Origin of the sequence: Paenibacillus sp. FJAT-26967, assembly GCF_001541095.1 — a bacterium.
Lineage (GTDB): Bacteria > Bacillota > Bacilli > Paenibacillales > NBRC-103111 > Paenibacillus_F.
On sequence record NZ_LMXH01000013.1, the window covers coordinates 14,540 to 35,793 of the forward strand.

Sequence of the window (21,254 nt, forward strand, 5' to 3'; positions counted from 1 at the left end):
GATTTTATAGAACTCGAACAAACGGTCCTGCAAAGGGGCCGTTTGTTTATTTTATATTCAGCTTGATAGTGGTGGATAAGGCTGTGAGAAACTATACATATAAAGTAAAAAATGGTAAAATAGGGTTCGTTGATAGAGTTTGCTCTACTAGTTGCTGTAGCTCCAGTCATTATAGAGATGCACTGCCCGGATGTTCTTTTCCACGCTTGGTCAGGAAGTTAAAGGAGGAAAACAGATGAAGACGCAGGAACAGCTATATCTTCAGGAGATTACCCGCTTCAAGACAAAGGAGCAGTTCTGGAACCCCTATCCCTGGTACAAGGAAATGAGGGAGAACTCCCCTGTTTTTTATGATGAGCAGCAGGACACCTGGAATGTATTTTTGTATAAAGATGCGAAGCAGGTGGCGGGTGATTATCAGCTCTTTTCAAGCGCAAGAGACCGAAGTCTGATTCCTGTCCCGCTTCAGGACAACAAGGTTAACCTTATTTTTGCAGATCCTCCCGATCATCGAAAACGCCGTGGGCTGCTAGCCAAAGCATTTACTCCGCGCAGTCTGGAAACCTGGAAGCCCCGCATACAGAACCTTGCTCATGAGCTGATCGATCGCGTTGCTGCAGGCAAGGCCATAGATATCGTGGAAGAGCTCGCTGTTCCGTTACCTGTAACGGTTATTGCAAAGCTGCTCGGGGTTCCGACCCAAGATTGGAAACAAATTAAAGAGTGGTCCGACATTCTCTTCATGAGCCATGATTACAATCGTATCGAGGAACTGAACAGGCTTAAGGAACAGGCTGGCCGGGAGTTCAGCGAATATTTATATCCGATCGTGATGGAAAAGCGCCTGAATCTGGAAGATGATCTTCTGTCAGATCTGATTCAAGCCGAATATGAAGGTGCTTTCTTCAATGACATGGAAATCGTTCAAACCGTTATGGGACTTCTCGGAGCGGGTAATGAAACGACAACTACGCTGATCACGAACATGTTCTACTGTTTAGCCGAGGATCAGCCGGGTGCTTACGAGCAGCTGCGTAAAGATCCGGGACTGGTGCCTCAAACCATTGAGGAAGTACTGCGTTACCGGTTTAACATAGCTCTGGATCGGCGGATTGCGTCCGATACCGATATTTTTGGTCCGCTCATGCGGAAGGACCAGCTGATCATTGCGTGGGTTTCTTCTGCGAATCGTGATGAGAGCCAGTTCCCGAATGGTGAAATATTCGATATTCACAGAGAGGGAGCTGGCAAGCACCTGACGTTCGGTAACGGCAATCATTTCTGCCTGGGTGCCCCTCTTGCTAGAATGGAGGCCGTATACGCGTTAGAAGCTTTTGTTAAGCGCTTTGCGAGTTACCGGCTGGCCGATGATTTTGTCCCGCAAGATCATTTGGGACCGAACAGCCATGAGCTGAAATCGTTGTCGATTGTCGTGGAAGAGTAAGGAAGTCCGGCTATAGGATTGAATCTTAAAATAATATATGATCAAAAATGCCCTTCCAAGTTGTTGGAGGGCATTTTTTTATTTTTCCACTCTTGTATTAAAGAAGGAAAAAAATGATAATAAAAACATGTTTAAATAGCTATTAGCCCCAATAGTTCCTCTCTAGAGGTTTTTTTTGTGAAAAAGACTTTTCTAATGATACTTTCTCCAACACGCTCAATTTTTCCGTGGATTGTATGCCTGCTTTTTTCACGTTACGAATGACTTCTTTGATTTCTGGAGACCAGACAATTGAATTTGCTAGCATAAATTATCACCTCATATTATAGATTAATTGCTGTTACTATTATATTACTGGAGTGGATATTTATGAAAGAGAAAAAACTATTTTTTATAATGTTTTTTTTATTATGTCTCATGCAAACCTATTTTCTATGGCTTGTTTATGCCTATCCATATATCGGAGCTGTTATTACCCCTGATAACAACGGAAGCTGGGTAGTCTCAGATTTTGAAAAACTGGGAAAAGGAAAGGCGTTGGGGATCGAGATTGGTGATATAGTTGAGAAGATCAACGGGGAAGAGTTACATAAACATCAACAATGGAGATTGTGGAAAAACATAGAGCAGGCCGAGCGAATTGAAGTTAAGCGTGGTGGAGAAGATGTACAAATACATATTCCTAAAAGTGGAACGTTATACGCTAATGATTTAGGGGCATTTATTATTGAAGTGCTTAGTTTTTTTCTTGCTGCATTTTTATATGTCAAAGCAAAGCAGTCTCAATCCGCTAAGTACTTAATTTTAGTTTTCTTTACAATTGGGCTGGAGTTTATGGTTTTAGGCGCCTCGAGCAGAGGAGACATATGGGGCAAATATCTGATTACCACGGTAATTGTCATTGTGCCTGTAGCATTTCTTCATTTTCTAATTACTTTTTTCAATGAAAGAGCACCGGTCGTATTTCCCAAGCGTATCTTGCACGTTTTATATGGATTAGCTGGAATCGGAGCCGTTCTTAGAATTGTTTATTTTTCTGAAAAATATGCGCATACATACTATGAATACAGTAATTACACGGTTATTCCCTTATTCTTAGTTGGGATTATATCGAATATTTATTTTTTGTTTCAAGCTTACCGACAACTGAGGACTAATCTCTATATGAGGTCTCTCATTAAAAGTATTTTATATTCCTTGATCATTTGTTTCTTTCCCTTTTCCTTTTTATCTTTACTGCCGATGTTAATTTTTAATAAAGAACTAGTAAGTGCATTTTATACAAGCTGGTTTATTCTTATTCTTCCGTTGTCATTTGCTTACTTTATATTATCCAAAAAACTGTATGATATTGATCTTTATCTAAGGCGTGTTCTGTTTACCATGCTGGTTTCTACGCTGCCAAGTTTATTGACAGTAGGGTTTATTCTCTTTGTTTATCAACATACCATTACCTGGATTGAAGTAACGTTTATTTTCATTATTGTTCTAGTCATTTTTTCAATCTTCACTTACTCTATGGAATACATTGCTACAAGGCTGGAAAAGGTTATGTTTCCTCGTAAATATTTTTTGCAGCAGTCGCTCAAAAAAATCTCCAAAGCCTTAGGCACGGTCAGCAACTTCAATGCGCTCAAAGAAATTATACTTAACGACATAGTGAATGCGTTAGAAATACACGGGGGCGCTATTGTTTTTGTTGAAACGGATGGAATCCAGGTCATTACGGCAGGCAATATTGATGAGGAAGAGGTTTGTGAATTGTTAGAAAAGGGAGTCAACCAGGACGACCAATATACGGCTTTTAAAATCAATGAAAATGAGGAATACAAAAGCTTTCTGGTTCTGACCGGCAAGAAATCAAACACTTATCTCGGTATGGAAGACCGCCAGTGGATCCATCTGATTATTACATACCTTTCTGCCAGTCTGGAAAATGTATATCTTCTCCGTAAGCTAACGCTTAAAATGTATGAATTGATGGCCAACATCCCCAATTCGGAAGCAACGGAAGAGTTCGTGTGGCTGCGTAAAACGATGTTCGAGATCCAGGAGAAAGAGCGGATGCGGATAGCCATGGATCTTCACGATACGACGATGCAGGACTTATTCCTGCTAAAGCGGCGATTGCATCCGATTCTGCAGCGGTTTCCTCATATGACGGATGAATACGGGCAGCTTACTACCATTTTGACGCACATTGATCTGATCAATGAGAATCTTCGTCAGAGCTGCTTCGAACTGAATCCGTATTTGCTGCAGAAGGCAGGGCTTATAGGCAGTATCCAGAAGCTGGTCGACGTAGAGAGTGCCTACTGTGAATTCCAGCTGGAGTTTCAGGAGAACTGCTCCGTTCATATCGAATTGCTGGATGTAGAACGTAAAAAGCATCTTTTCCGGGTAGTACAGGAGCTCCTTAACAATGCCAAAAAGCATTCCCATGCAGAGAATGTTCGGATCTCTCTGTCTGAAGATGGCGGCTGCATTGAACTTTCTTATGAAGATGACGGAGTTGGTTTTGAGCTGCTTCAGAAGGATAGCGGCCTCAATAAACGGGTTGCGAGCCGATCGGGCATCGGACTGGATCAAATGCAGGGGCGTGTACTGCTGATGGATGGCGATTTTGTAATCCATACGAATACCGGTCAAGGGGTCCGCATTGAGATTCGGATCCCCTTCTTAGAGGGTATGATTGCATAGAGGGAAAGGAGGGATATACAAGATGGCTTCTGCAGATAAACTTTCTCATGATCAAATTGCTGTAAAGTTAGCAGGACTTACCGGGTGGAATTTACGGGATGAGCGCACGATCGAAAAGACGTATGAATGCGGAGATTTTCGAAACGCTATTGATTTTGTAGGCCGCGTAGCGGACGTGGCTGAGTCGCTTGAACACCATCCATTGATTAAAGTGGAGGGCAAGCGGGTTACGGTGCAGCTTAGTACCCATGATGTGAGTGGGCTGTCGGATATGGATTTCACTTCTGCGGTGCAATATGACGGCGTGCTGCCGGCACGAGGGTAACACTTACATGGATAGCGCCAGAAGAAATTAGATGAGGGCCGCAAGGAAGAGAGGCCCTTTTTTTCGTATTCACAAAAGTGAATACTTTAAACCTGCCCTACTTCTTCCGCAGGCTGATACACCATACAATGCATAGATGCCATTCCCGACGGAGTCATCCGCTCATAAGTATCGGTAATTTCGAATCCGGCGCGGATGTAGGTTTTAATGGCTCGCTCGTTGCGTACAAGAACTTCCAGGTCGATTTCCTGTCCGGGTCGGCGCTTCTGCGCTTCCGTAATGAGCAGTTGGACGAATGCTTCACCCGTTCCGCGTCCGCATAAATCAGGCCGGAGGCCTAGGCCCAGACGAATGACATCCGTTAACGGGAAGAATTGGACGAATCCGCAGAGTGTGCCTTCTTCATTCTCAAGAGCTGCATACTGCTGGTTTCGGATATCGGAATCCGCAAATTCATTAGGGCCTGCTGATAACTGGTCCCAACTGGGCCAATTATAGACATCATAGGGAGCGGGATAGGACCAAGTGCAGATTTCCATGCCATCCTGCTCCGTTAAGGGACGTATGCGCCATTTTAATCGGTTGTTCATTTCTCTCGCTTCCTTTCTCTGGAGAATATCGGTCCGTATTATGCATGTTCATTATAAATTAGATCACCAGAATATGACACAAGAGCAGGTGATTTTCTAGATATCCGGGTAACGCACAAAGGCCCTTCTCTCCGGTATCCGGAAAAGTAAGAGCCGAGATTCAGCATATAGGGTAAAGCCTTGAGCATTATTTTTTATCAGACGGTTCGTCCGCCTCGAGATTGTTAATCATATGAGAAAAAATCCGCGTCATGTTGCTCATGTCTTCATCTGTCAAGCCTTGAAGCATGCGCTCAATGATATTATGCCGGTAAGCTCCCATTGAGGCAACCATCTGTCTGCCTTCCTCCGTAATGGCAAGGTAGACGCAGCGCCGGTCTTCTTCCGTACGGATACGCTCGGCAAATCCGCTGGCAATCAATTTATCCGACATGCCGGTAACGGCCCCGGCGGTAATAAACAAAGCATCAGCCAGACTCGAAATTTTCTGGGGGCCTTCTTTACTTAATATCTCAAGGATAAGAAATTGCGACTTGGAGAAGGAACGGTCTACACATTTTGTCCATTCATTGGACATTTTCCGCAGAAGCTGCCTGAAAGCAGTATCCATTTCGATATGTTCTCGATTGGGCATAGTAGGGGTCTCCTCTGGAGTCAAAGTCGTGGATTGCGGCTGCTATTTTAGATATAAAATTTATAGAATCTAAATCATATACAACTATAGGGTTTTTCAATAAGGGTGTCAATATGGTAAACTGAGTCTTATAATCCTTCGCGTATTTATTGCAAAATTCCTTGAACAATCGAACCTGCATAAATTAGAACCTATTTCTTTCGAAAAAATAAAGTGACAAAATTGGTAAAACAAGGGAAGATGAGAGAGAAGAGGAGGCTGCGTATGCGTATTGAAATTAGAGAGGCGGAGTTAGCGGATCGCGATGCTCTGCGTGAATTAATGAACCGGTACATTTTTGACTTTTACCAATACCCGCGTCCGGAAGAAGAGAGGCTTGAGGCACTTTTGGATGTGTTGATGGAGAAGCAGGCCGGCATTCAGTTCGTAGCCGTTCACGAAGGGGAACTGGTCGGTTTTGCTACCTTATATTTTACATATAGTACACTCCGCAGCGGTAAAGTTGTTATTATGAATGATCTTTTCGTAACGGATAAATGCCGGTCCCAAGGAGTCGGCACCAAGCTGTTCCGTGCATGCAGCCAATATGCCGCTTATAAAGGTTACCGGGCTATGCTCTGGGAAACTTCTAAGGATAATGTGGAAGCCCAGCAATTCTACGAAAAAATGGGCGGAGAACGCGATGAGTGGTACCCATACTCCATAAAACCAAGGATCGGCATCGGCGACTAAGTTTTAAAGGCAATTTCCGCCATTTTATTTTATAATTAAATGCAGTTATTTGGTTATAACATGATAGGAGCTCTTCGGGGCTGGGAGGAAGGAATATTGATGAAGAATATCGTCGGCTTGGAATGGCTTTACGATCACCTGCAGGACCCTGATCTCATTATTGCGGATTGCCGTTTCGTTCTGGGCGAGCCTTGGAGCGGCCGTCAAAGCTATGGAACCGATCATATTCCCGGTGCTTTTTATATGGATCTTGAAGACGATATGTCTGCTGAGAAGCGCGAGCACGGCGGCCGTCATCCGCTTCCTGACCTGGGCACGTTCTCAATGCGTGTGAGTGCGATCGGAGTAGATGCGTCGAAGACGGTTGTTGCCTATGACGACCAAGGCGGCGCAATGGCCTCCCGGTTGTGGTGGATGCTGCGCTTCCTGGGACACGAGCGCGTGTACGTGCTTGACGGCGGCTACGCACGATGGAAGGCAGCCGGCTATCCGGTGTCTGCCGTTATGCCGGAGGCGCATGCTGCCGTATTCTCGCCCAAGGTGCAGAGGCATATGCTGGCCAGCATGGACGAAGTGAAAGCCAAGCTCAACACGCCTCAAACGATTCTCATTGATTCTCGTGATGGAGGCCGCTATCGTGGCGAGCAGGAAACGATTGATCCGGTTGCCGGACATATTCCGGGCGCACGCAATCGTTTCTGGAAGGATGGACTGGATGCGGAAGGATCATGGCGCAGTCCCGAAGAACAGCGTGAACGGTTCAGCGGGCTTGAAGACGCGGAAGAGCTCATCGTCTACTGCGGTTCCGGCGTAACCGCCTGTCCGAATGTGATCGCGCTAAGCGAGGCGGGATTCCGCAACGTGAAGATGTATGCGGGAAGCTGGAGCGATTGGGTCAGTTATCCTGAGAATCCGGTGGCGACTGGAGAAGAATAAGAGCGGAAATTCTAAATGAATGTGAATTAAGGGCTGTGATAGGTTATGAGCAAGTGACCTGTTGCGGCCCTCTTTGGGCTTTGTCGGCTCGCAGTACATCAGCTTCACAACGAGGCGTATCTCTGCTGCATCAAAGCTGCGTACATTTGCGGATCCACTCCCGGGCACCGAAAGCGATCACACGGTTCTGAATCTTTGGTGTCGTTAGCGTACAGCAATTAAGTAATTCAGGTAAAGCGTGCATTTGGAGGGCACCTATTGCAGCTTCCATATAGCCCTTGTAGGTCGGTGTACTTCCGCCCACCACGATGACATCCGGATTATACATGTGCAGCAAGTTAGTTAAAGCATACCCGAAGTACTGCCCTGCCTGGTTTATAAGACTAGTAACTTGCTCATCATCTGCTTCCAGATGTTTGCGCAGCGCAGCATCATCCATACCCGCTTGATCCATAATGGCCTGGCCGCTGGCAAGAGTGTCAAGCAGTACTGCTTTCCCGTCCACAGTAAGGATCATATAGCCCATCTCACCGCTCCAACCCTTCGCGCCAAGCAGTAATTCACCGGAGGCTACAACGCCTGCCGCGATATAAGCATCGGACATGATGACGATAACCGTTTCTTTGTCTGTAAAATATGCCGCTTCAGCCATTGTGGCTGCCTTCACATCATTAATAAATGCTACAGGAATGTTTGCTGACGTTTCAAACATAGCAGCTGTAGCACCATTTAACGCGGGCAATACATGGCTTAGCTCTACTTTGTCGCTTCCGATGACTAGTCCCGGCATGCCCATTCCGATTCCTCGTGGAGTGTAGGGCAGCTTGGATATAAAGGCCTCGACCTCCTGCTGAAGTTGAAGCAGCGTACAATCGGCACCTGTCGGTACTGTGTGTTCTAAAGAACCGCCTGCTATCTCCGCCATCATAAACATCTGCCCGCCATCTATTTCAATGCCTACATATGTATTCATATTGTAATCTCCTTTTTTCATTTTCGTGGTACGCTGCGTATTGCAGGTGATAGAGTTGCAGGATTCCAAGCTTCTTTAGTTCCGTAACTGAATGCTTGATGTGAATTTAATTGATCGTAGTCTATAGGATTGCTTCCATCATTCGTTTATTGTTTCCATACGGATTCGTTAGTCGTGTATCTTCCATCGATCATGGCGGCTAATCCCTCATCAAACCATGCGGGTACTTTGTTCTTGTTATCCAATCTCTCCCTCAATTCTGCACCTCCAGAATTCATCTGATTTACTTATATATAGATTATAAATCCTGAAATAAAAATACCATAAATTAGGATGCCGAGAAAATACTTATATCAAATCGGCTTTAAACAAGCAAAAGCCAGATGACTATTAATAAAGATATTTGGTTTTTATGTGATGCATTTAAATTGTTCTATCCGTTTGTAAAATTTTGTTTAAATAAAATTTTACATGATATAAAATTTGTAAAATCATGGATCAAATCAATGTCTGGTCAAGAGTTATACGCTTTCATTGAATACTATAACATTTCATTGATTAGGCAAGTAGGCGGCGTACCCCTTTCGCTATAAGATTAAACGTATCAACAACGAAATACGAAAGGGTGGTCGGTTTGAAAGAAACCGCTACATCGATCCGGACGGGTCGCCCTGCGGCAAAGCCTAAAGAATCCCGAATTAAGACATGGTTGAAACAGTGGGATCTTCAGCTGATGGTACTGCCCGCACTCGTCTTAATTCTGGTGTTCAGCTATTTTCCGATGTATGGTGTTATCATCGCATTTCAAGACTACAACGTCTTTAAAGGGTACGGAGACAGCCCTTGGGTAGGTTTTAAGCATTTCATCGACTTTTTCCAATCACCGGAACTGCCTATGGTTATGCGTAACACGCTCGTTATCAGCTTCCTGAAGCTGGCAATCGGGTTCCCGGCTCCAATCATTCTGGCTATTCTGCTGAATGAGGTCCGGAATATGTTCTTCAAACGAATCGTACAAACGGTCAGTTATCTGCCGTACTTCTTGTCCTGGGTAATCGTTGCTAACTTCGCAATAGCTATGCTCTCGACAGATAATGGCAGTATTAACATGTTACTGGAGAGCATGCGACTTACAGATGAACCGATACCGTTCATGTCTATCCCGGACTATTTCTGGACGATTCTGGTCACTACAAATGTATGGAAAGAAATCGGATTTGGATCGATTGTTTATCTGGCTGCTATTTCCTCTATTGATCCAAGTCTTTACGAATCCGCAGCAATTGATGGAGCTAGCCGGTTCCGCATGACCTATCTGATTACGCTCCCATGTATCCTGCCTGTTGTCATGATTTTCTCCATTCTGGCTATCGGCAACTTGCTTAATGCAGGTTTCGAGGATCTCTTGCTTCTTGGTGTCAATCCGGCACTTCAAGACGTATCAGATGTTATTGATACCTATGTGTATCGAATGGGGATTAGATTAAACCGGTATTCATTCGCAACGGCGGTAGGTTTGTTCAAAGCAGTTGTGAGCGTTATACTGCTGACAACGGCCAACTATCTCGCGAGAAAAACCGGCAACAGCTTGTGGTAGGGAGGAAATAGCATGAAGATGGGTTTGGAAGATCGCATTTTCAGTATTGTCATATACATTTTACTTACGCTTCTCGCTTTCGTTACCTTTTACCCCTTCTGGAATTCGGCCGTTGTGTCTTTTAACCAGGGGATGGATACAGCCTTGGGCGGGGTTACATTCTGGCCTCGTGAATTCACTCTGGAGAACTACAAGATTGTTTTAGCCGATGACCGTATTCTTTCAGGTTTCGTGGTCTCGATTGCACGTACCATCGTGGGAACATTCATGACAATTGCGGTAACGGCATTATTTGCATACGGAATGTCGAGAAAAGAACTTGTAGGCCGCAATTATTACATGACATTTGCTATCATTACCATGTATTTTAGCGGTGGACTCATTCCGACTTACTTGCTGATTAAGAGCTTAGGATTGTTCAACTCATTCTGGGTATTTATTATTCCATCCATGGTCAGCGTATGGAGCATGATTATCTTCCGGACATTTTTTAAAGAAATTCCTGCGGGTTTGGAAGATGCGGCACGCATTGACGGCTGTGGCTACTGGTCTACTTTTCTCAGAATTGTAGTTCCATTATCAGGTCCAGTAGTCGCCACTCTTTCTCTCTTTACGGCGATTGCCCACTGGAACGATTGGTTCGTGGCTTCCATCTACATTTCTACTCCGGATTTACTCCCGGTTCAGACCATACTCAAACAGACACTGGATTCCAACATCGCTACGGAGTTGAATGCCGACACGGCAGCGGCAAGTCATCTTGCTAAGAGACAAGAGTATACAACGAAGTCATTGATGATGGCGACAATGATGGTTACCTCGCTTCCGATCATCATGGTATACCCGTTCTTACAGCGTTATTTTGTCAAAGGCGTACTTGTAGGTTCTCTGAAAGAATAGGTCTGGCTTCAAAGCGATTAGCTTTAAGCATATAATCTCAAAGAATGGGAAGGGGCATAAAAACATGAGCAATAAGCTTAAAAAAGGGTCGGCTCCACTCGCAGCGGCTTTAGCGCTGGCTATGGTTGTAACAGGATGTAGCGGAGGCGATACCACTGCAACGGGCGATCCTAAAACTACAGATAAACCTGATGGTAACAATTCAGCAGCTTGGAAAGTAGGTAGTGAGCCATTCAGTTTCTCACTATTTGGTAACTACGATTGGTATACAATGCCTGTATGGGGCAAAGACCTTTTTACAAAAGAAGTTAAAGAAAAAATGAAATTGGACATTGTTCCGGTTCAATCTCAAGGTAACGCAAACTCTAAGTTGAATACCCTGATTGTTGGTAACGAGCTTCCGGACGTAGTATGGGGAGACCGTGATAAATTCGACCGTCTGCGCGATAACGGTGCTCTAGTGCCTTTAGACCCTTATCTGGATAAATACCCAAACCTTAAAAAATGGGCAGGCGATGAAATCCTTAATATGCTTCGTGCCCCAGACGGAAAATTGTACCTGTTCCCGAACTGGTACACCAATAAACCTACTGGTAATGCCGGTTATGTTGTAAACAAGAAAATCTACAACGAATTGGGCAAGCCAAAACTTGAGACAACGGATGATCTGTACAACTACCTGAAGCTTGTAAAGGAAAAATACCCGAATATTATTCCGTTTGAGCCTGGTCAAGCACAAGAAGGAAAAGGTGTAGATATTCTGTTATCCGCATTCGCGGAAGAAACACCTGCAAGTTACGCAGGTACATTGCGTGCTATGCCTAAGGATGGCAAGTTTACGTCCTTGTTCGCAGATCCGGTTTACAGAGAATCATTGGTATATGTGAATAAATTACACCGCGAGAAGCTGATGACTCAAGATGCACTAACACAAACAGTGGACCAAGTTCGTGAGAAATTGAATACTGGCCGTGTTGCTGTCTATGCGGACGTTACCGCAATTGAATACGCTTCAAAAGCAGATGCTGAACTCGTGAAGAAAGATCCGAATGATGGCTACTTCATGATCTGGCCGATTCACAAAGCAGGTCTTGATAAGAATAAAATTACGGTTGCCCACTACGATCGTCTTGGATGGAACGCAGCGGCTATTACGACCAAAGCCAAAGATCCAGAAAAAATCTTTGCAACTTTGGATTGGATGACAAGTCCAGAAGGTATGAACGCTGTTGTATGGGGACCTGAAGGCATGTACTGGCAAGGTGTAGATAAAGATGGTATGCCTAACCTGACAGAGAAGTTCTTCAACGAGCCGGAAGAGCGCACCAAGAATATGAATGCTACGAATGATCTTCAATTCGTCGGCAATTCCACTTATAATGACGCAATCAAATTAAAAGCGGAAATGTCTCTGCCAGAAGAAAAACAATCATGGGAAACAAAATATCAGCAAACGATCACTTGGAAAACACACAAGGACTTGACTGCAATGCGCGGTATCGAGCCAGCTCCGGATAGCTCGGAAGGTCTTATCCGTGAGCGTTGGATTGAGCTTTATAAGAAAGTACGCGCTCAAGCTATCCTAGCTAAGAGCGAAGAAGAAGTTATCGCTATCCTTGATAAAGGTGAGAAAGATGCCCAAACTCTCGGAATCGAGAAACTCAACACCTATTTGACCAAGAAGTGGAAAGAAAACGAAGAAAAAATGAAGAAGAAGTAATTCTTTATTACAATTCCGAAAATCTATCGTTTAAAAAAGGATGCACATTTGTGCATCCTTTTTCCGTTGATTGACCCGATATATCATGTTGGTTATTTTATGCCATTGATAGCGTACTCATGTGGAGAACTGCCTACTACGGTTTTGAAATCTTTAATGAAGTGGGCTTGGTCATAGTAGCCTAAATCAAGGGCAAGCTTGGACCACTCCGGTGTTACGCCCCCGTCGGCTAGTTCTACTGCGTCCTGAATGCGAGAGCGTTGAATGACCCATTTAGGGCTTACTCCAACATAGAGATTAAACATACGCTGCAGCGTTCTTGGAGAAAGACTGAAATGAACGGCGATATCCTCCACTCTGTTAATCTCACGGTGCTCTATTATATAATGAACAATCTCGTTAATGAATTCGATTTGAGAATCTCTTTTAGGATGCTGGTTTCTTAGAAATCGTTCAACCACTTGAATACGATCTGATTCTGTTTCCATGGAAAACAACGTTTCTTCCAGCGCATCACTATCTACATCAAATAAGAGATTTAGAGGAACAGATTGATCTGTCAGGCTGGATATGGGCTCTTGCAGGAAAGGATGGAAGCCTCCGGGTCTGAATAAGATGCCAAAGACTTCCCCCTGCTCCTGAAGAAGATAAGATGATCTTCCTTTTCTAACGCCGTGAACACAGGTTTCTCCCCGTTCGAAAACCAAGTTGACTCCGGGATGCTGCAAGACTTCCTGCCGGTAAGAATTCTGTCCCCTTAAATCCCATGCTATTAACCAGTAATGAGTAATAAATGGTCTTAAATCGCGGGAGGGAATTACTCGGGTCATTGAAAATTTCTCTCTGCCTTGAGAGTATTTTAAGATACCTTTATTGGAAGTAGGGGGAGCAGGCTGCATGAACGAAACCTCCAATGTAATTGAAAAGATGAAGCTTGACGTCTTTTTACAATCCTAACGGTTAGATTCTATGTAGACTTAATGTAGCAAATGAAGGTGGTTTACTCAATACCGCTTTCCGTTTGAATCTATTTCAGGAGGGATTGTAATGGAACTTAAGTATCAGTTCTATATAGAAGGAGCACCCGAAAAGGTATGGGAGATATTCATGTCTCCTGTGCAAAGTAAAAAGATTTTTTACGGATGCTATATTCGTTCGACTTTCGAGACAGGAGCTTCCTTGGAGTATGTGGGACCGGGTAATGATGGAGAAGATACCGTCCATATTTATGGAGAAGTGCTGGCCTTTGTACCCAATCACTTGTTCAGTTATACGGAGCATCCGGGACCGTCGTATTATTCGAATCATGAAGAACTGCAGACAAGGGTGACGATTACACTGGAACGGGTAGGGAACTGCACACAATTAACTCTGATAAATGATCAGTGGAGCGAGAATCATCCCTCCCGCGACAAAGCCGATCCGGCCTGGTGGATGCTGCTGAGCAGTATAAAGACACTCGTGGAGACGGGGCGTACCCTTGATCTAGGCTGGTAAAAGGACGCTGAAATAACAAAGAAGAGGAGCCTGAGGCTCCTCTTCTTTGTGTCCTTGCATAGTAGGACTCGTAATAAGAGTGTTTTAATAGGATTTAATGAGTTCTTTCTTCAAAAGTCTGACAACATGTGTCGGTGATGCCACCGGCTGAATCCTGATGTTCGGAATCGTATGGCAGTCCGTCTAATTTCTCGGGTTGGGGCTTGTTAGAATGAGCATTGACTTCGATCATAATGACTTCCGCGCTGCAGTTATTGCCCTGCTCCCAATATTCGCAGTTAGCAATGCTGCATTTCACCATTGGATTTTCCATGTTTATCACCTCGTATTTCTAATTACCCGGATGATAGAGCTTTAAACACGTCAGGGTTAAAAGTCATAGTGAAGTAATGACAAAAATCAGGTGAGTTCATAGAACAGGTTTCCGATTTATATCTGACTTTATAAAGGAAGAGTGTTACTTTTGGCTTCAGCCAGTATGTGCCTGTATATATCGATGGCTTGGGCCCTGGAGCTTCGTAAATCGACGATGGCACCGGGTTGCGGCAGATGGATCTCTTTGTCCGTTAAGCGGGCGAGATGCGGGAGCCAGCGCCTGATGTACATACCGGCCGGATCGTGTGTCTCCGACTGAGTAACGGGATTCATCACACGAAAATACGGTGAAGCGTCAAAACCGAGCGAAGAACTCCATAGCCACCCTCCCCGGTTGATCACATTATCGTAATCGGTGAGCTTGCGCCGGAAATATTTCTCCCCAAGAGTAAAGCTGCAGCGCAGATTCTTGGTCAGGAACATGGCCGTCACCATTCGCAGCCGGTTAGGCATGTGCCCTGTGGTGTTCAGCTCGGTCATCGCTGCATCGATGACCGGAATGCCGGTTTCACCCCGGCACCACCGCTCGAAAAGCGTGTCTTCCAGGCCGGAAAGATCGAATTTCTTCTCGTAGAGGAAGAAATCGGGGTTGTAGACGGCCTGGTACAGGTAAAAGTCGCGCCACGCGAGCTGGCGCGTCCAGGCTTCATGCCGCTCGAACGCGAGAGCGGCTTCATAGACACGGCGCACCGACAGTGCGCCGGTGTTCAAGTGCCGGCTGATTCCGCTGGTTGTCTCGAGGGCATAGCGGTCTCTCTGCGCCGCGTAGGCGCCTAGGCTTTCCTCGAGGAAGGTGCTGAGTGCCTCAGCGGGATCAGGCGGCTCTCCGTACGCTTCCAGCTCGAATGGAAGCGGGAAACGGCCGGACCAGGTGGCCAGGTCCGGGAGCGCCGTCGTCTGAAGATCGCGCAGGGTACGATCGGACGAGGGCCGGTGAAAAAGTTGTAAAAAGCCGCTCCATTTTTTATAAAACGGGGTAAAAACTTGGTAAGGCTCTTTACGTCCGGCGTACCGCTGGAGTTCGGTAAAGTCAGCAAGGGTATGGTCGATGAAGGTAGTCACCGGAACACCATGGGCCGAGGCTGAAACTTTAATTTTACGGTCACGTACTATCGCATAGGGCGTTACATCTCCGTGGAGAACGATTTCCTCGATAGGGAGTTCGCCCATAAGCTGATCTATAAGGACAGCAGGATCGCCATACAGCACGGTCAGATAAGCACCGGCTTCGTGATATAGACGCATAAGTCTACTTGCATGCTGGAGGAAATTGATTCCGCTGTGTTCACGTTCCCGGCCGTCCCTAAGCAGAAAAGGATCGAGAATGAGGACATGTAGACTCGGACGATTCTTGCTGTGAATGTAATCAAATGCGGTCAAATCGTCTATGCGCAAATCTTTTCGATGAATAAATAGGATCATAGGAAGGGTTGCTCCTTCGGATTTCGTCTTATCCTATTGTAGCTCAATGAAAAGAAGCCCGGCAAACTAGGCGGCCACCTGGTCTGCAGAGCTCCTCTTCGGGTATGTGCTTGTTTCTTTGTACAAGTGTACTTACTTAATCAACAGCAACCTTGTTGAACGTATTTTCACCAAGGACGCGGCGTGCCGAAACGTAACGTTTGGCATAGTAAGATTCGCTCAAATCGCTCTTGATAACACCTTTGTTTGTAGCGGAATGGGCAAATTTGTTGTTTCCAATGTAGATACCTACATGAGAAATACCCTTTCCGTCGGTGTTGAAGAACACAAGGTCTCCGGCTCTCAGATCGCTTTTGGAAACCGCGGATCCTTGTCCATTCTGAGCTTTTGAAGTGCGGGCCAGGTCTACTCCGAACTTATCGAATACATAGGATGTGAAACCCGAGCAATCAAAACCGCTGGTCGATGTACCAGCCCATTTGTAAGGGGTTCCAACTAATCCGTCGATAGTGGAGTCTAGTGTCGACTTGGCGAAAGCACTCCCACCTGCCACACCTAAAAACAAGGTAAAACCTAATGCAAAAGCTAAAACAGTCTTCTTCAAATTTACTGCTCCTTCCGGTGCCTACGAGGTTAGCTGGAGGGTTCGGTAGAAGGTATCCCCTATGATCCCTGTGTTGCAAGATCAATTCACCCAGAATGGTTCCCCCGTTCTCTTCCTTTCGTCTGAGAAGAAATTCGGCAATCTTTTCTGTTCCGACACTAAATATTCGCCATAGGACCAGAAAATCCTTCCAAAAATCTAAGAAAGGTTACAAAAAAGTTTCAAAAGCAGTCATTTAGTCGTATTTCCGTGGGAACAAAGATATAAAAATACCAATGATTGTAAAAATAGTATTGTATAAGGCTGTGTCTTTGGAACCGCTGTCATAGGTCTTTCAGATCTCTCTTCCTGTCAAATCTGATTTTGTTGTACATTTAGTAAAAAGGATGGGTTAGAGCAGAATAAAAAGCCTTGGCCCGAGAAGATCGGGCCAAGGCTTTTACAAGCTGCTTATCGGATTAAGTTTGGGGCTTGTCCGCTGCAAAATTAACGCGAAGCTCCGGCTTCACTTCGGCCAGAAGTTTCTCCTGAAGGGCCTGTAGATCTTCCTGGGTCTTCAGTTCGCCTTTTTTAACGAGATATTCAATCGTTTTTTCCTGCAGCAGATATTTAGCGTACTGATTGACGGTAGAAAAATCAGTCCAATACGTCTCGGCGGTCAGTCCTGAATTTTTGTAAAGCATCTCCTGCAGCTGCTCGGCCTGTGCTCCGGCTTGCTTCAGTGCCTCGCGCTGCTGCTCAATAACTTTTTTGACCTCCGCTTCTTTCACTTTAACCCCCAGCTTTTGCCCGTAGCGGACGAATAGCTCGTCTCTGAGCATCAAATCCAGGATCTGCTCATCGGTCAAATTATTCTGAGCGCCCTGCATTTGATAGGCAAGATCGACATCTTTCTTCAATTTGTCGAAAGCGGTAGTAGTAATGCGGACGTCAGGTCCGATAGCAACAACATTTTTGGTTTTGGCGTCGGACTGACCGTATACAAACGACCCGGCGGCAATGCACAGGCCAATTACTGCCGCCACGACGGTGTTGGTCCGTGGGGATTTCATCGGTGATGCCTCCTTTATATTCTATCTTTCCATGATAGCTGAAATATACCCAAATGGGAATAAAAGATCCCTTCCGTAAATCACGGAAGGGATCGGGAAATGACTCCGGATCAGCCCGAGTACCGGCTGCTGCGCCACAGCTGATGCTGCGCGGCGATCGACCACATTTTGAGGAACATGCGGAGGAAAGGGTATAACTGCTGGATAATCAAGGCTGCAAACCCCGCCCATACATAAGAGACTGTTGTAGCGGCCACCGCCAGAATGCCTCCGAGGATTGCAATCAGCAGGGCGTTCCCGGCTATTCGAAGTCCTTGCTTCATTATAACGGCCAGCATGTTGAAGAATCCGGTCCGCGTATCAGACGTCTGGTTGAACTGGAGGAAAAGGAAAAAGAGCTGAATAAGGAAGACATAGAGGATATAAAGGAAAACTGCCGGAAGCAAAGAGATCAGGATTTCCTGATAACTAATCGCCTCCCGGAATACATGGACCGCTTTGGGAGCGAGAAAGTAGAGCGGCGCAAGTGTCAGAAGGGTCTGCAGCAGATAGAATCCGAAGAATGGCAGAATCAGTTGGCGGATTCCTTTTACGAAACGGTAGCCTGCATTCATGTTCGGATGCTCTAGTGAATAGAAAACTCCTGCACTCAGCATAGGGCTGAGGAGCATGCGGATGCCAAGCAGGAGGATGATCCACCAGAGGTAGGGCTGAATCAAGTCTGTTTTAAATAGCCGGAACTGTCCTTCGGCCAAGAATAGATGAACGGCGGATTGAGGCTGATCGCTGCCTGGATAGCGGTGAAGCAGGGGGACCACGACGGACTGGACGAATTTGTACAGCAGAATCCCCCAAGCGAATTGATACAAATACAAGATACAGACTGCAAACGGCTGCTTAAGCGCGGCCATCAGGCCCTGCCGTAGAAAATGAAGCATTTCAGCACCTCACCATGCCACAGATTCGAATAAGGTTTCCAATACTTTGACCACGCTTAAGGTCCAGCGGATCTGCCACCGTGAGTCAATCTCGGCTTTCATGTAATTGTTAATATGCCGGTTCTCCAGAACGAGGGAATGCTTAGGATCAACGGAGACCCAGTTTACAGGCGTTTGATTGGTCAGCTTATATTCAATCTGCTCGCCCTGACCATCCCAAGTTTTCTCTATGGTAGAGCCATCGGAGAAATGGAACTGAATCGGGACGGCGGGGGCGGTTCCGCCAAGCTTACGGATCAGTATACTGCTTTCATACAGAAGTTGTCCGGATTTCTCGGTCTGGCGGACGTGGATACGGTCAACGGCGTAATCGGTCATGCTATTCCCATATACATATTGATCGAAAAACTCGTTCCATTTACTCTTGGTTACGTCCTCAAGAACAGTCTGGAAGTCCCGGGTGCCGGGATGCTTGAATTTCCACTTCTGAAAGTATGTTTTCATGACCCGATCCATCGTGTTCAGCCCGACACGGCTCTCTATCTCCTTGAGCACCAATTTGGCCCTTGTATACACATTGTCTGCGTACTCGCTGTGATCCCGGTAGGCCCAGGCATTCTTTTTGAGATCGGCGGGGGAGGTAATGTAGCTTGCCTCAACCGGAAGGTTAGGCTTTGCTCCGTACTCCAGCTCCATTAACTTGTCTTCGGTGTAGGAGGTAAACCCTTCATCGAGCCAGGCCTCCTCGAATTCATTGGAGGCGACCAGTCCATACCAGAACTGGTGGCCGATCTCATGGACGACAACCCGTTCCAGCTCAAGATCAGGCGGGCCTTCTGAAGCTCCCCAGGCGGTGATGAGGGTGGGATATTCCATGCCTCCCGTACCGTTTGCTTCTTCAGGAGGCACTACGATCGATAACGTCGAGTAAGGATAAGCCCCGTACCACTGGGAATAGCGGCTAAGTGCTTTTTTGGCGGCTACCATATATCTGGCTTTATAGGGCTCATGCTTAGGGTCCAGATACAGTTTGATTTTGACACCAGGCAGGTTAGGAGCTGAATACGGTTCTTCGTATGTTTTAAAATGGGGGGAAGCGGCCCAGGCAAAATCATGAACGTCATCGGCATAGTATTGGTAAGTTCTCGTTCCCTTGTCTTCGATGGGATTCTTGGTCTGAAATCCTGTGGCGGCGACAATATAATTAGAAGGAACCTTAATCCGCACATCAAAGATGCCGAAATCCGCATAAAACTCGGAATTGCCATGATACTGGTGCAGATTCCAGCCTTCGGCTTGCCGGCCGCGTGTGCCTGAAGGCTCGTACACCGCAAGCTTGGGAAACCATTGGCCGGCCATGACATAGTCCTTAGTTACGCCCATACGCGCGAAAGCCTGCGGAAGCTTGACCGCAAAATTCGTATGCAGCGTTACGGCTCCGCCTGCGGCTACAGGTTTGGGCAGAGTAACTTTGAGCAGAGTGCGGTCATCGGGATTGCCGTCATCCGGCTGGACATATTGCATAGTGGAGCTGAGGTCTATTTCTTCGCCGGTCTTGATGCTGCGGAGCTCCATTTCGCCGAAGCTTCCCTTTTTGGCTTCGTCTCCTCTCAATTTGCCCCCAGACTCTTTCATAAAGGTGGTCTTCTCCGATGCGAACGCATTCGGATACAGATGCATGTACAGCTCTTGAACAGGCTGGGAACCCGGGTTCTTCCAGGTCATGGTTTGCTGTCCAAGGAGGGTTTGGGTCTCCGGGTTGTATTCAACATTGATGTGATATTCGACGATTCGTTTGCTAAGCTGCGGGTGTACGGTTCCGCTTGAGGATGGCTGCTGCATAATCGGTGGAACAGGTTCTGCCTGTGCCGGAGCTGCGGCATTTGGAGCCGTGTCGGTTAGAAGGACCCTGCTTGTCAGGCCCGTCCGCTCTTCAGGGGACGAAAGGAGCAGATTCGTAAGAAGGACGGCGCTGAGAAGCGTGGCGGCTGTTGCGAACCAAGCTGTTTTTCGATTAGCCAACTTTAAATTCATGATTTTCACCCCGTTGACAAGCATCTACAGCATGTATATGTTTGCATTCCGGGGATTATTAGCTAAAATGAAGGAAGTAGAGAAGAATTATTTTTCAGGAAAGCGAAGGTGCCTTTCATGGATTCAAATAAAGAAGAAACACCGAAGAAAAAACCTGCGGCGCTGAATATCGTCAGCACCAAGATCAATCACAAAGGATTCGGCGCGGGCTCTATTGACCTCAGCAACGTATCCAGCCTCATTATTGACGGGGACGAGGCTTATCTTGATATGGGCGCTCTGCATGCCAAGAGCGCAGTAGAGAAGAGAATCCGTTTCTCGACGAATAAAGAGGATGTTCCTAATGGACGCAAATGCTGGATCATATGGGTGGCCGTGGACCGCACGCCCGAAGGAACCTATTACGCGGGTGTGACGGCCTGTGAAATGTTGGTCGATACCGAAGCCCGCCGGGGCTGGAAAATCCTTGCCGACCATGTGAACCGGATGGATGCCGCTATGAAGCGCAAGATCATGGTCGATAACCTGGATGACCAGGAAAAAGCCTTGCTCCGCAAGGCTTTGATCGATCACAATGAAGAGTGGTGGGACCGCTCAACTGACGGCCTCAAAACGGCTTTGGCTTAATCTTCAGCCAAATATGTACAAATTGTGTCATCCATTGTTAGGATAATGGGAAGCGAGTATACTATCACTAGTGTATGTTATGCTCATATACTAGGACAGCAAAAGGCAGATGGGGGACGCCCGTTTCTGCCTTTTTGCGTGCAAATACACGCAA

Annotated in this window: 20 protein-coding genes and 1 riboswitch; of the genes, 10 read left to right on the forward strand and 10 right to left on the reverse strand. The window is 46.1% G+C overall.

Annotated features, from left to right (window positions below; translation table 11 throughout):
* Positions 1 to 235 precede the first annotated feature (235 nt).
* From AR333_RS23405 to AR333_RS23415, 3 genes are all read left to right on the forward strand, one after another.
* Positions 236 to 1,444, forward strand: coding sequence for a cytochrome P450 (locus AR333_RS23405; RefSeq protein ID WP_068777767.1), 1,209 nt, complete (start codon positions 236 to 238; stop codon positions 1,442 to 1,444).
* A gap of 369 nt (positions 1,445 to 1,813) precedes the next feature.
* Positions 1,814 to 4,144 (forward strand): ATP-binding protein, encoded by a 2,331-nt coding sequence (locus AR333_RS23410; RefSeq protein ID WP_068777768.1) that lies wholly within the window; start codon positions 1,814 to 1,816, stop codon positions 4,142 to 4,144.
* 22 nt (positions 4,145 to 4,166) lie between these two features.
* Positions 4,167 to 4,469, forward strand: a complete 303-nt coding sequence (locus AR333_RS23415; protein ID WP_068777769.1) for a 4a-hydroxytetrahydrobiopterin dehydratase — start codon at positions 4,167 to 4,169, stop codon at positions 4,467 to 4,469.
* 86 nt (positions 4,470 to 4,555) lie between these two features.
* Here AR333_RS23415 and AR333_RS23420 read toward each other — a convergent pair whose 3' ends face one another.
* Together AR333_RS23420 and AR333_RS23425 are read right to left on the reverse strand one after the other, a co-directional pair.
* A complete protein-coding gene (locus AR333_RS23420; protein ID WP_068777770.1) occupies positions 4,556 to 5,059 on the reverse strand; it encodes a GNAT family N-acetyltransferase in 504 nt (167 codons plus the stop codon).
* Between the two features lie 187 nt (positions 5,060 to 5,246).
* Positions 5,247 to 5,693, reverse strand: a complete 447-nt coding sequence (locus AR333_RS23425; RefSeq protein WP_068777771.1) for a MarR family transcriptional regulator — start codon at positions 5,691 to 5,693, stop codon at positions 5,247 to 5,249.
* Positions 5,694 to 5,957: 264 nt separating this feature from the next.
* On the opposite strand from AR333_RS23425, the gene AR333_RS23430 reads away from it, so the two are divergent.
* Together AR333_RS23430 and AR333_RS23435 are read left to right on the forward strand one after the other, a co-directional pair.
* Complete coding sequence (locus AR333_RS23430) at positions 5,958 to 6,425, forward strand: GNAT family N-acetyltransferase (protein ID WP_068777772.1); 468 nt, start codon at positions 5,958 to 5,960, stop codon at positions 6,423 to 6,425.
* Positions 6,426 to 6,524: 99 nt separating this feature from the next.
* Positions 6,525 to 7,361: a sulfurtransferase gene (locus AR333_RS23435; RefSeq protein ID WP_068777773.1), complete on the forward strand. Its 837-nt coding sequence runs from the start codon at positions 6,525 to 6,527 to the stop codon at positions 7,359 to 7,361.
* 130 nt (positions 7,362 to 7,491) lie between these two features.
* Here the strand turns inward: AR333_RS23435 and AR333_RS23440 are convergent, their stop codons facing one another.
* Positions 7,492 to 8,334: an ROK family protein gene (locus AR333_RS23440; protein WP_068777774.1), complete on the reverse strand. Its 843-nt coding sequence runs from the start codon at positions 8,332 to 8,334 to the stop codon at positions 7,492 to 7,494.
* Positions 8,335 to 9,067: 733 nt separating this feature from the next.
* Here AR333_RS23440 and AR333_RS23445 point away from each other — a divergent pair.
* From AR333_RS23445 to AR333_RS23455, 3 genes are all read left to right on the forward strand, one after another.
* The gene (locus tag AR333_RS23445) at positions 9,068 to 9,931 is read left to right on the forward strand and encodes a sugar ABC transporter permease (protein ID WP_084784006.1); all 864 of its coding nucleotides are present in this window, start codon (positions 9,068 to 9,070) and stop codon (positions 9,929 to 9,931) included.
* A 12-nt stretch (positions 9,932 to 9,943) separates the two neighbouring features.
* Positions 9,944 to 10,831 carry a carbohydrate ABC transporter permease gene (locus tag AR333_RS23450; protein WP_068777775.1) on the forward strand — a complete coding sequence of 296 codons (888 nt, stop codon included), beginning with the start codon at positions 9,944 to 9,946 and terminating at the stop codon, positions 10,829 to 10,831.
* Between the two features lie 64 nt (positions 10,832 to 10,895).
* Positions 10,896 to 12,551, forward strand: coding sequence for an extracellular solute-binding protein (locus AR333_RS23455; RefSeq protein ID WP_068777776.1), 1,656 nt, complete (start codon positions 10,896 to 10,898; stop codon positions 12,549 to 12,551).
* 92 nt (positions 12,552 to 12,643) lie between these two features.
* Here AR333_RS23455 and AR333_RS23460 read toward each other — a convergent pair whose 3' ends face one another.
* On the reverse strand, positions 12,644 to 13,450 hold the full coding sequence (locus AR333_RS23460; RefSeq protein WP_068777777.1) for a helix-turn-helix domain-containing protein: 807 nt from the start codon (positions 13,448 to 13,450) through the stop codon (positions 12,644 to 12,646).
* 148 nt (positions 13,451 to 13,598) lie between these two features.
* Here AR333_RS23460 and AR333_RS23465 point away from each other — a divergent pair, with 148 nt between their 5' ends.
* Positions 13,599 to 14,048, forward strand: a complete 450-nt coding sequence (locus tag AR333_RS23465) for an SRPBCC domain-containing protein (protein WP_068777778.1) — start codon at positions 13,599 to 13,601, stop codon at positions 14,046 to 14,048.
* Positions 14,049 to 14,142: 94 nt separating this feature from the next.
* On the opposite strand, the gene AR333_RS23470 is transcribed toward AR333_RS23465, so the two are convergent.
* The 6 genes from AR333_RS23470 to AR333_RS23495 all read right to left on the reverse strand — a co-directional run bounded on the left by AR333_RS23470 (position 14,143) and on the right by AR333_RS23495 (position 20,473).
* Positions 14,143 to 14,361 carry a DUF1540 domain-containing protein gene (locus AR333_RS23470; RefSeq protein ID WP_068777779.1) on the reverse strand — a complete coding sequence of 73 codons (219 nt, stop codon included), beginning with the start codon at positions 14,359 to 14,361 and terminating at the stop codon, positions 14,143 to 14,145.
* Positions 14,362 to 14,489: 128 nt separating this feature from the next.
* On the reverse strand, positions 14,490 to 15,845 hold the full coding sequence (locus AR333_RS23475) for a deoxyribodipyrimidine photo-lyase (RefSeq protein WP_068777780.1): 1,356 nt from the start codon (positions 15,843 to 15,845) through the stop codon (positions 14,490 to 14,492).
* A gap of 136 nt (positions 15,846 to 15,981) precedes the next feature.
* On the reverse strand, positions 15,982 to 16,449 hold the full coding sequence (locus AR333_RS23480) for a C40 family peptidase (RefSeq protein WP_068777781.1): 468 nt from the start codon (positions 16,447 to 16,449) through the stop codon (positions 15,982 to 15,984).
* 3 nt (positions 16,450 to 16,452) lie between these two features.
* Positions 16,453 to 16,599, reverse strand: a riboswitch (cyclic di-AMP (ydaO/yuaA leader).
* Between the two features lie 308 nt (positions 16,600 to 16,907).
* Entirely contained in the window at positions 16,908 to 17,501 is a 594-nt protein-coding gene (locus AR333_RS23485; protein ID WP_068777782.1) for a SurA N-terminal domain-containing protein, read from the reverse strand.
* Positions 17,502 to 17,611: 110 nt separating this feature from the next.
* On the reverse strand, positions 17,612 to 18,439 hold the full coding sequence (locus AR333_RS23490) for a hypothetical protein (protein ID WP_068777783.1): 828 nt from the start codon (positions 18,437 to 18,439) through the stop codon (positions 17,612 to 17,614).
* 9 nt (positions 18,440 to 18,448) lie between these two features.
* A complete protein-coding gene (locus AR333_RS23495; protein ID WP_253735959.1) occupies positions 18,449 to 20,473 on the reverse strand; it encodes a M1 family metallopeptidase in 2,025 nt (674 codons plus the stop codon).
* 117 nt (positions 20,474 to 20,590) lie between these two features.
* On the opposite strand from AR333_RS23495, the gene AR333_RS23500 reads away from it, so the two are divergent.
* Entirely contained in the window at positions 20,591 to 21,100 is a 510-nt protein-coding gene (locus AR333_RS23500; protein ID WP_068777785.1) for a YwhD family protein, read from the forward strand.
* Positions 21,101 to 21,254: the final 154 nt, after the last annotated feature.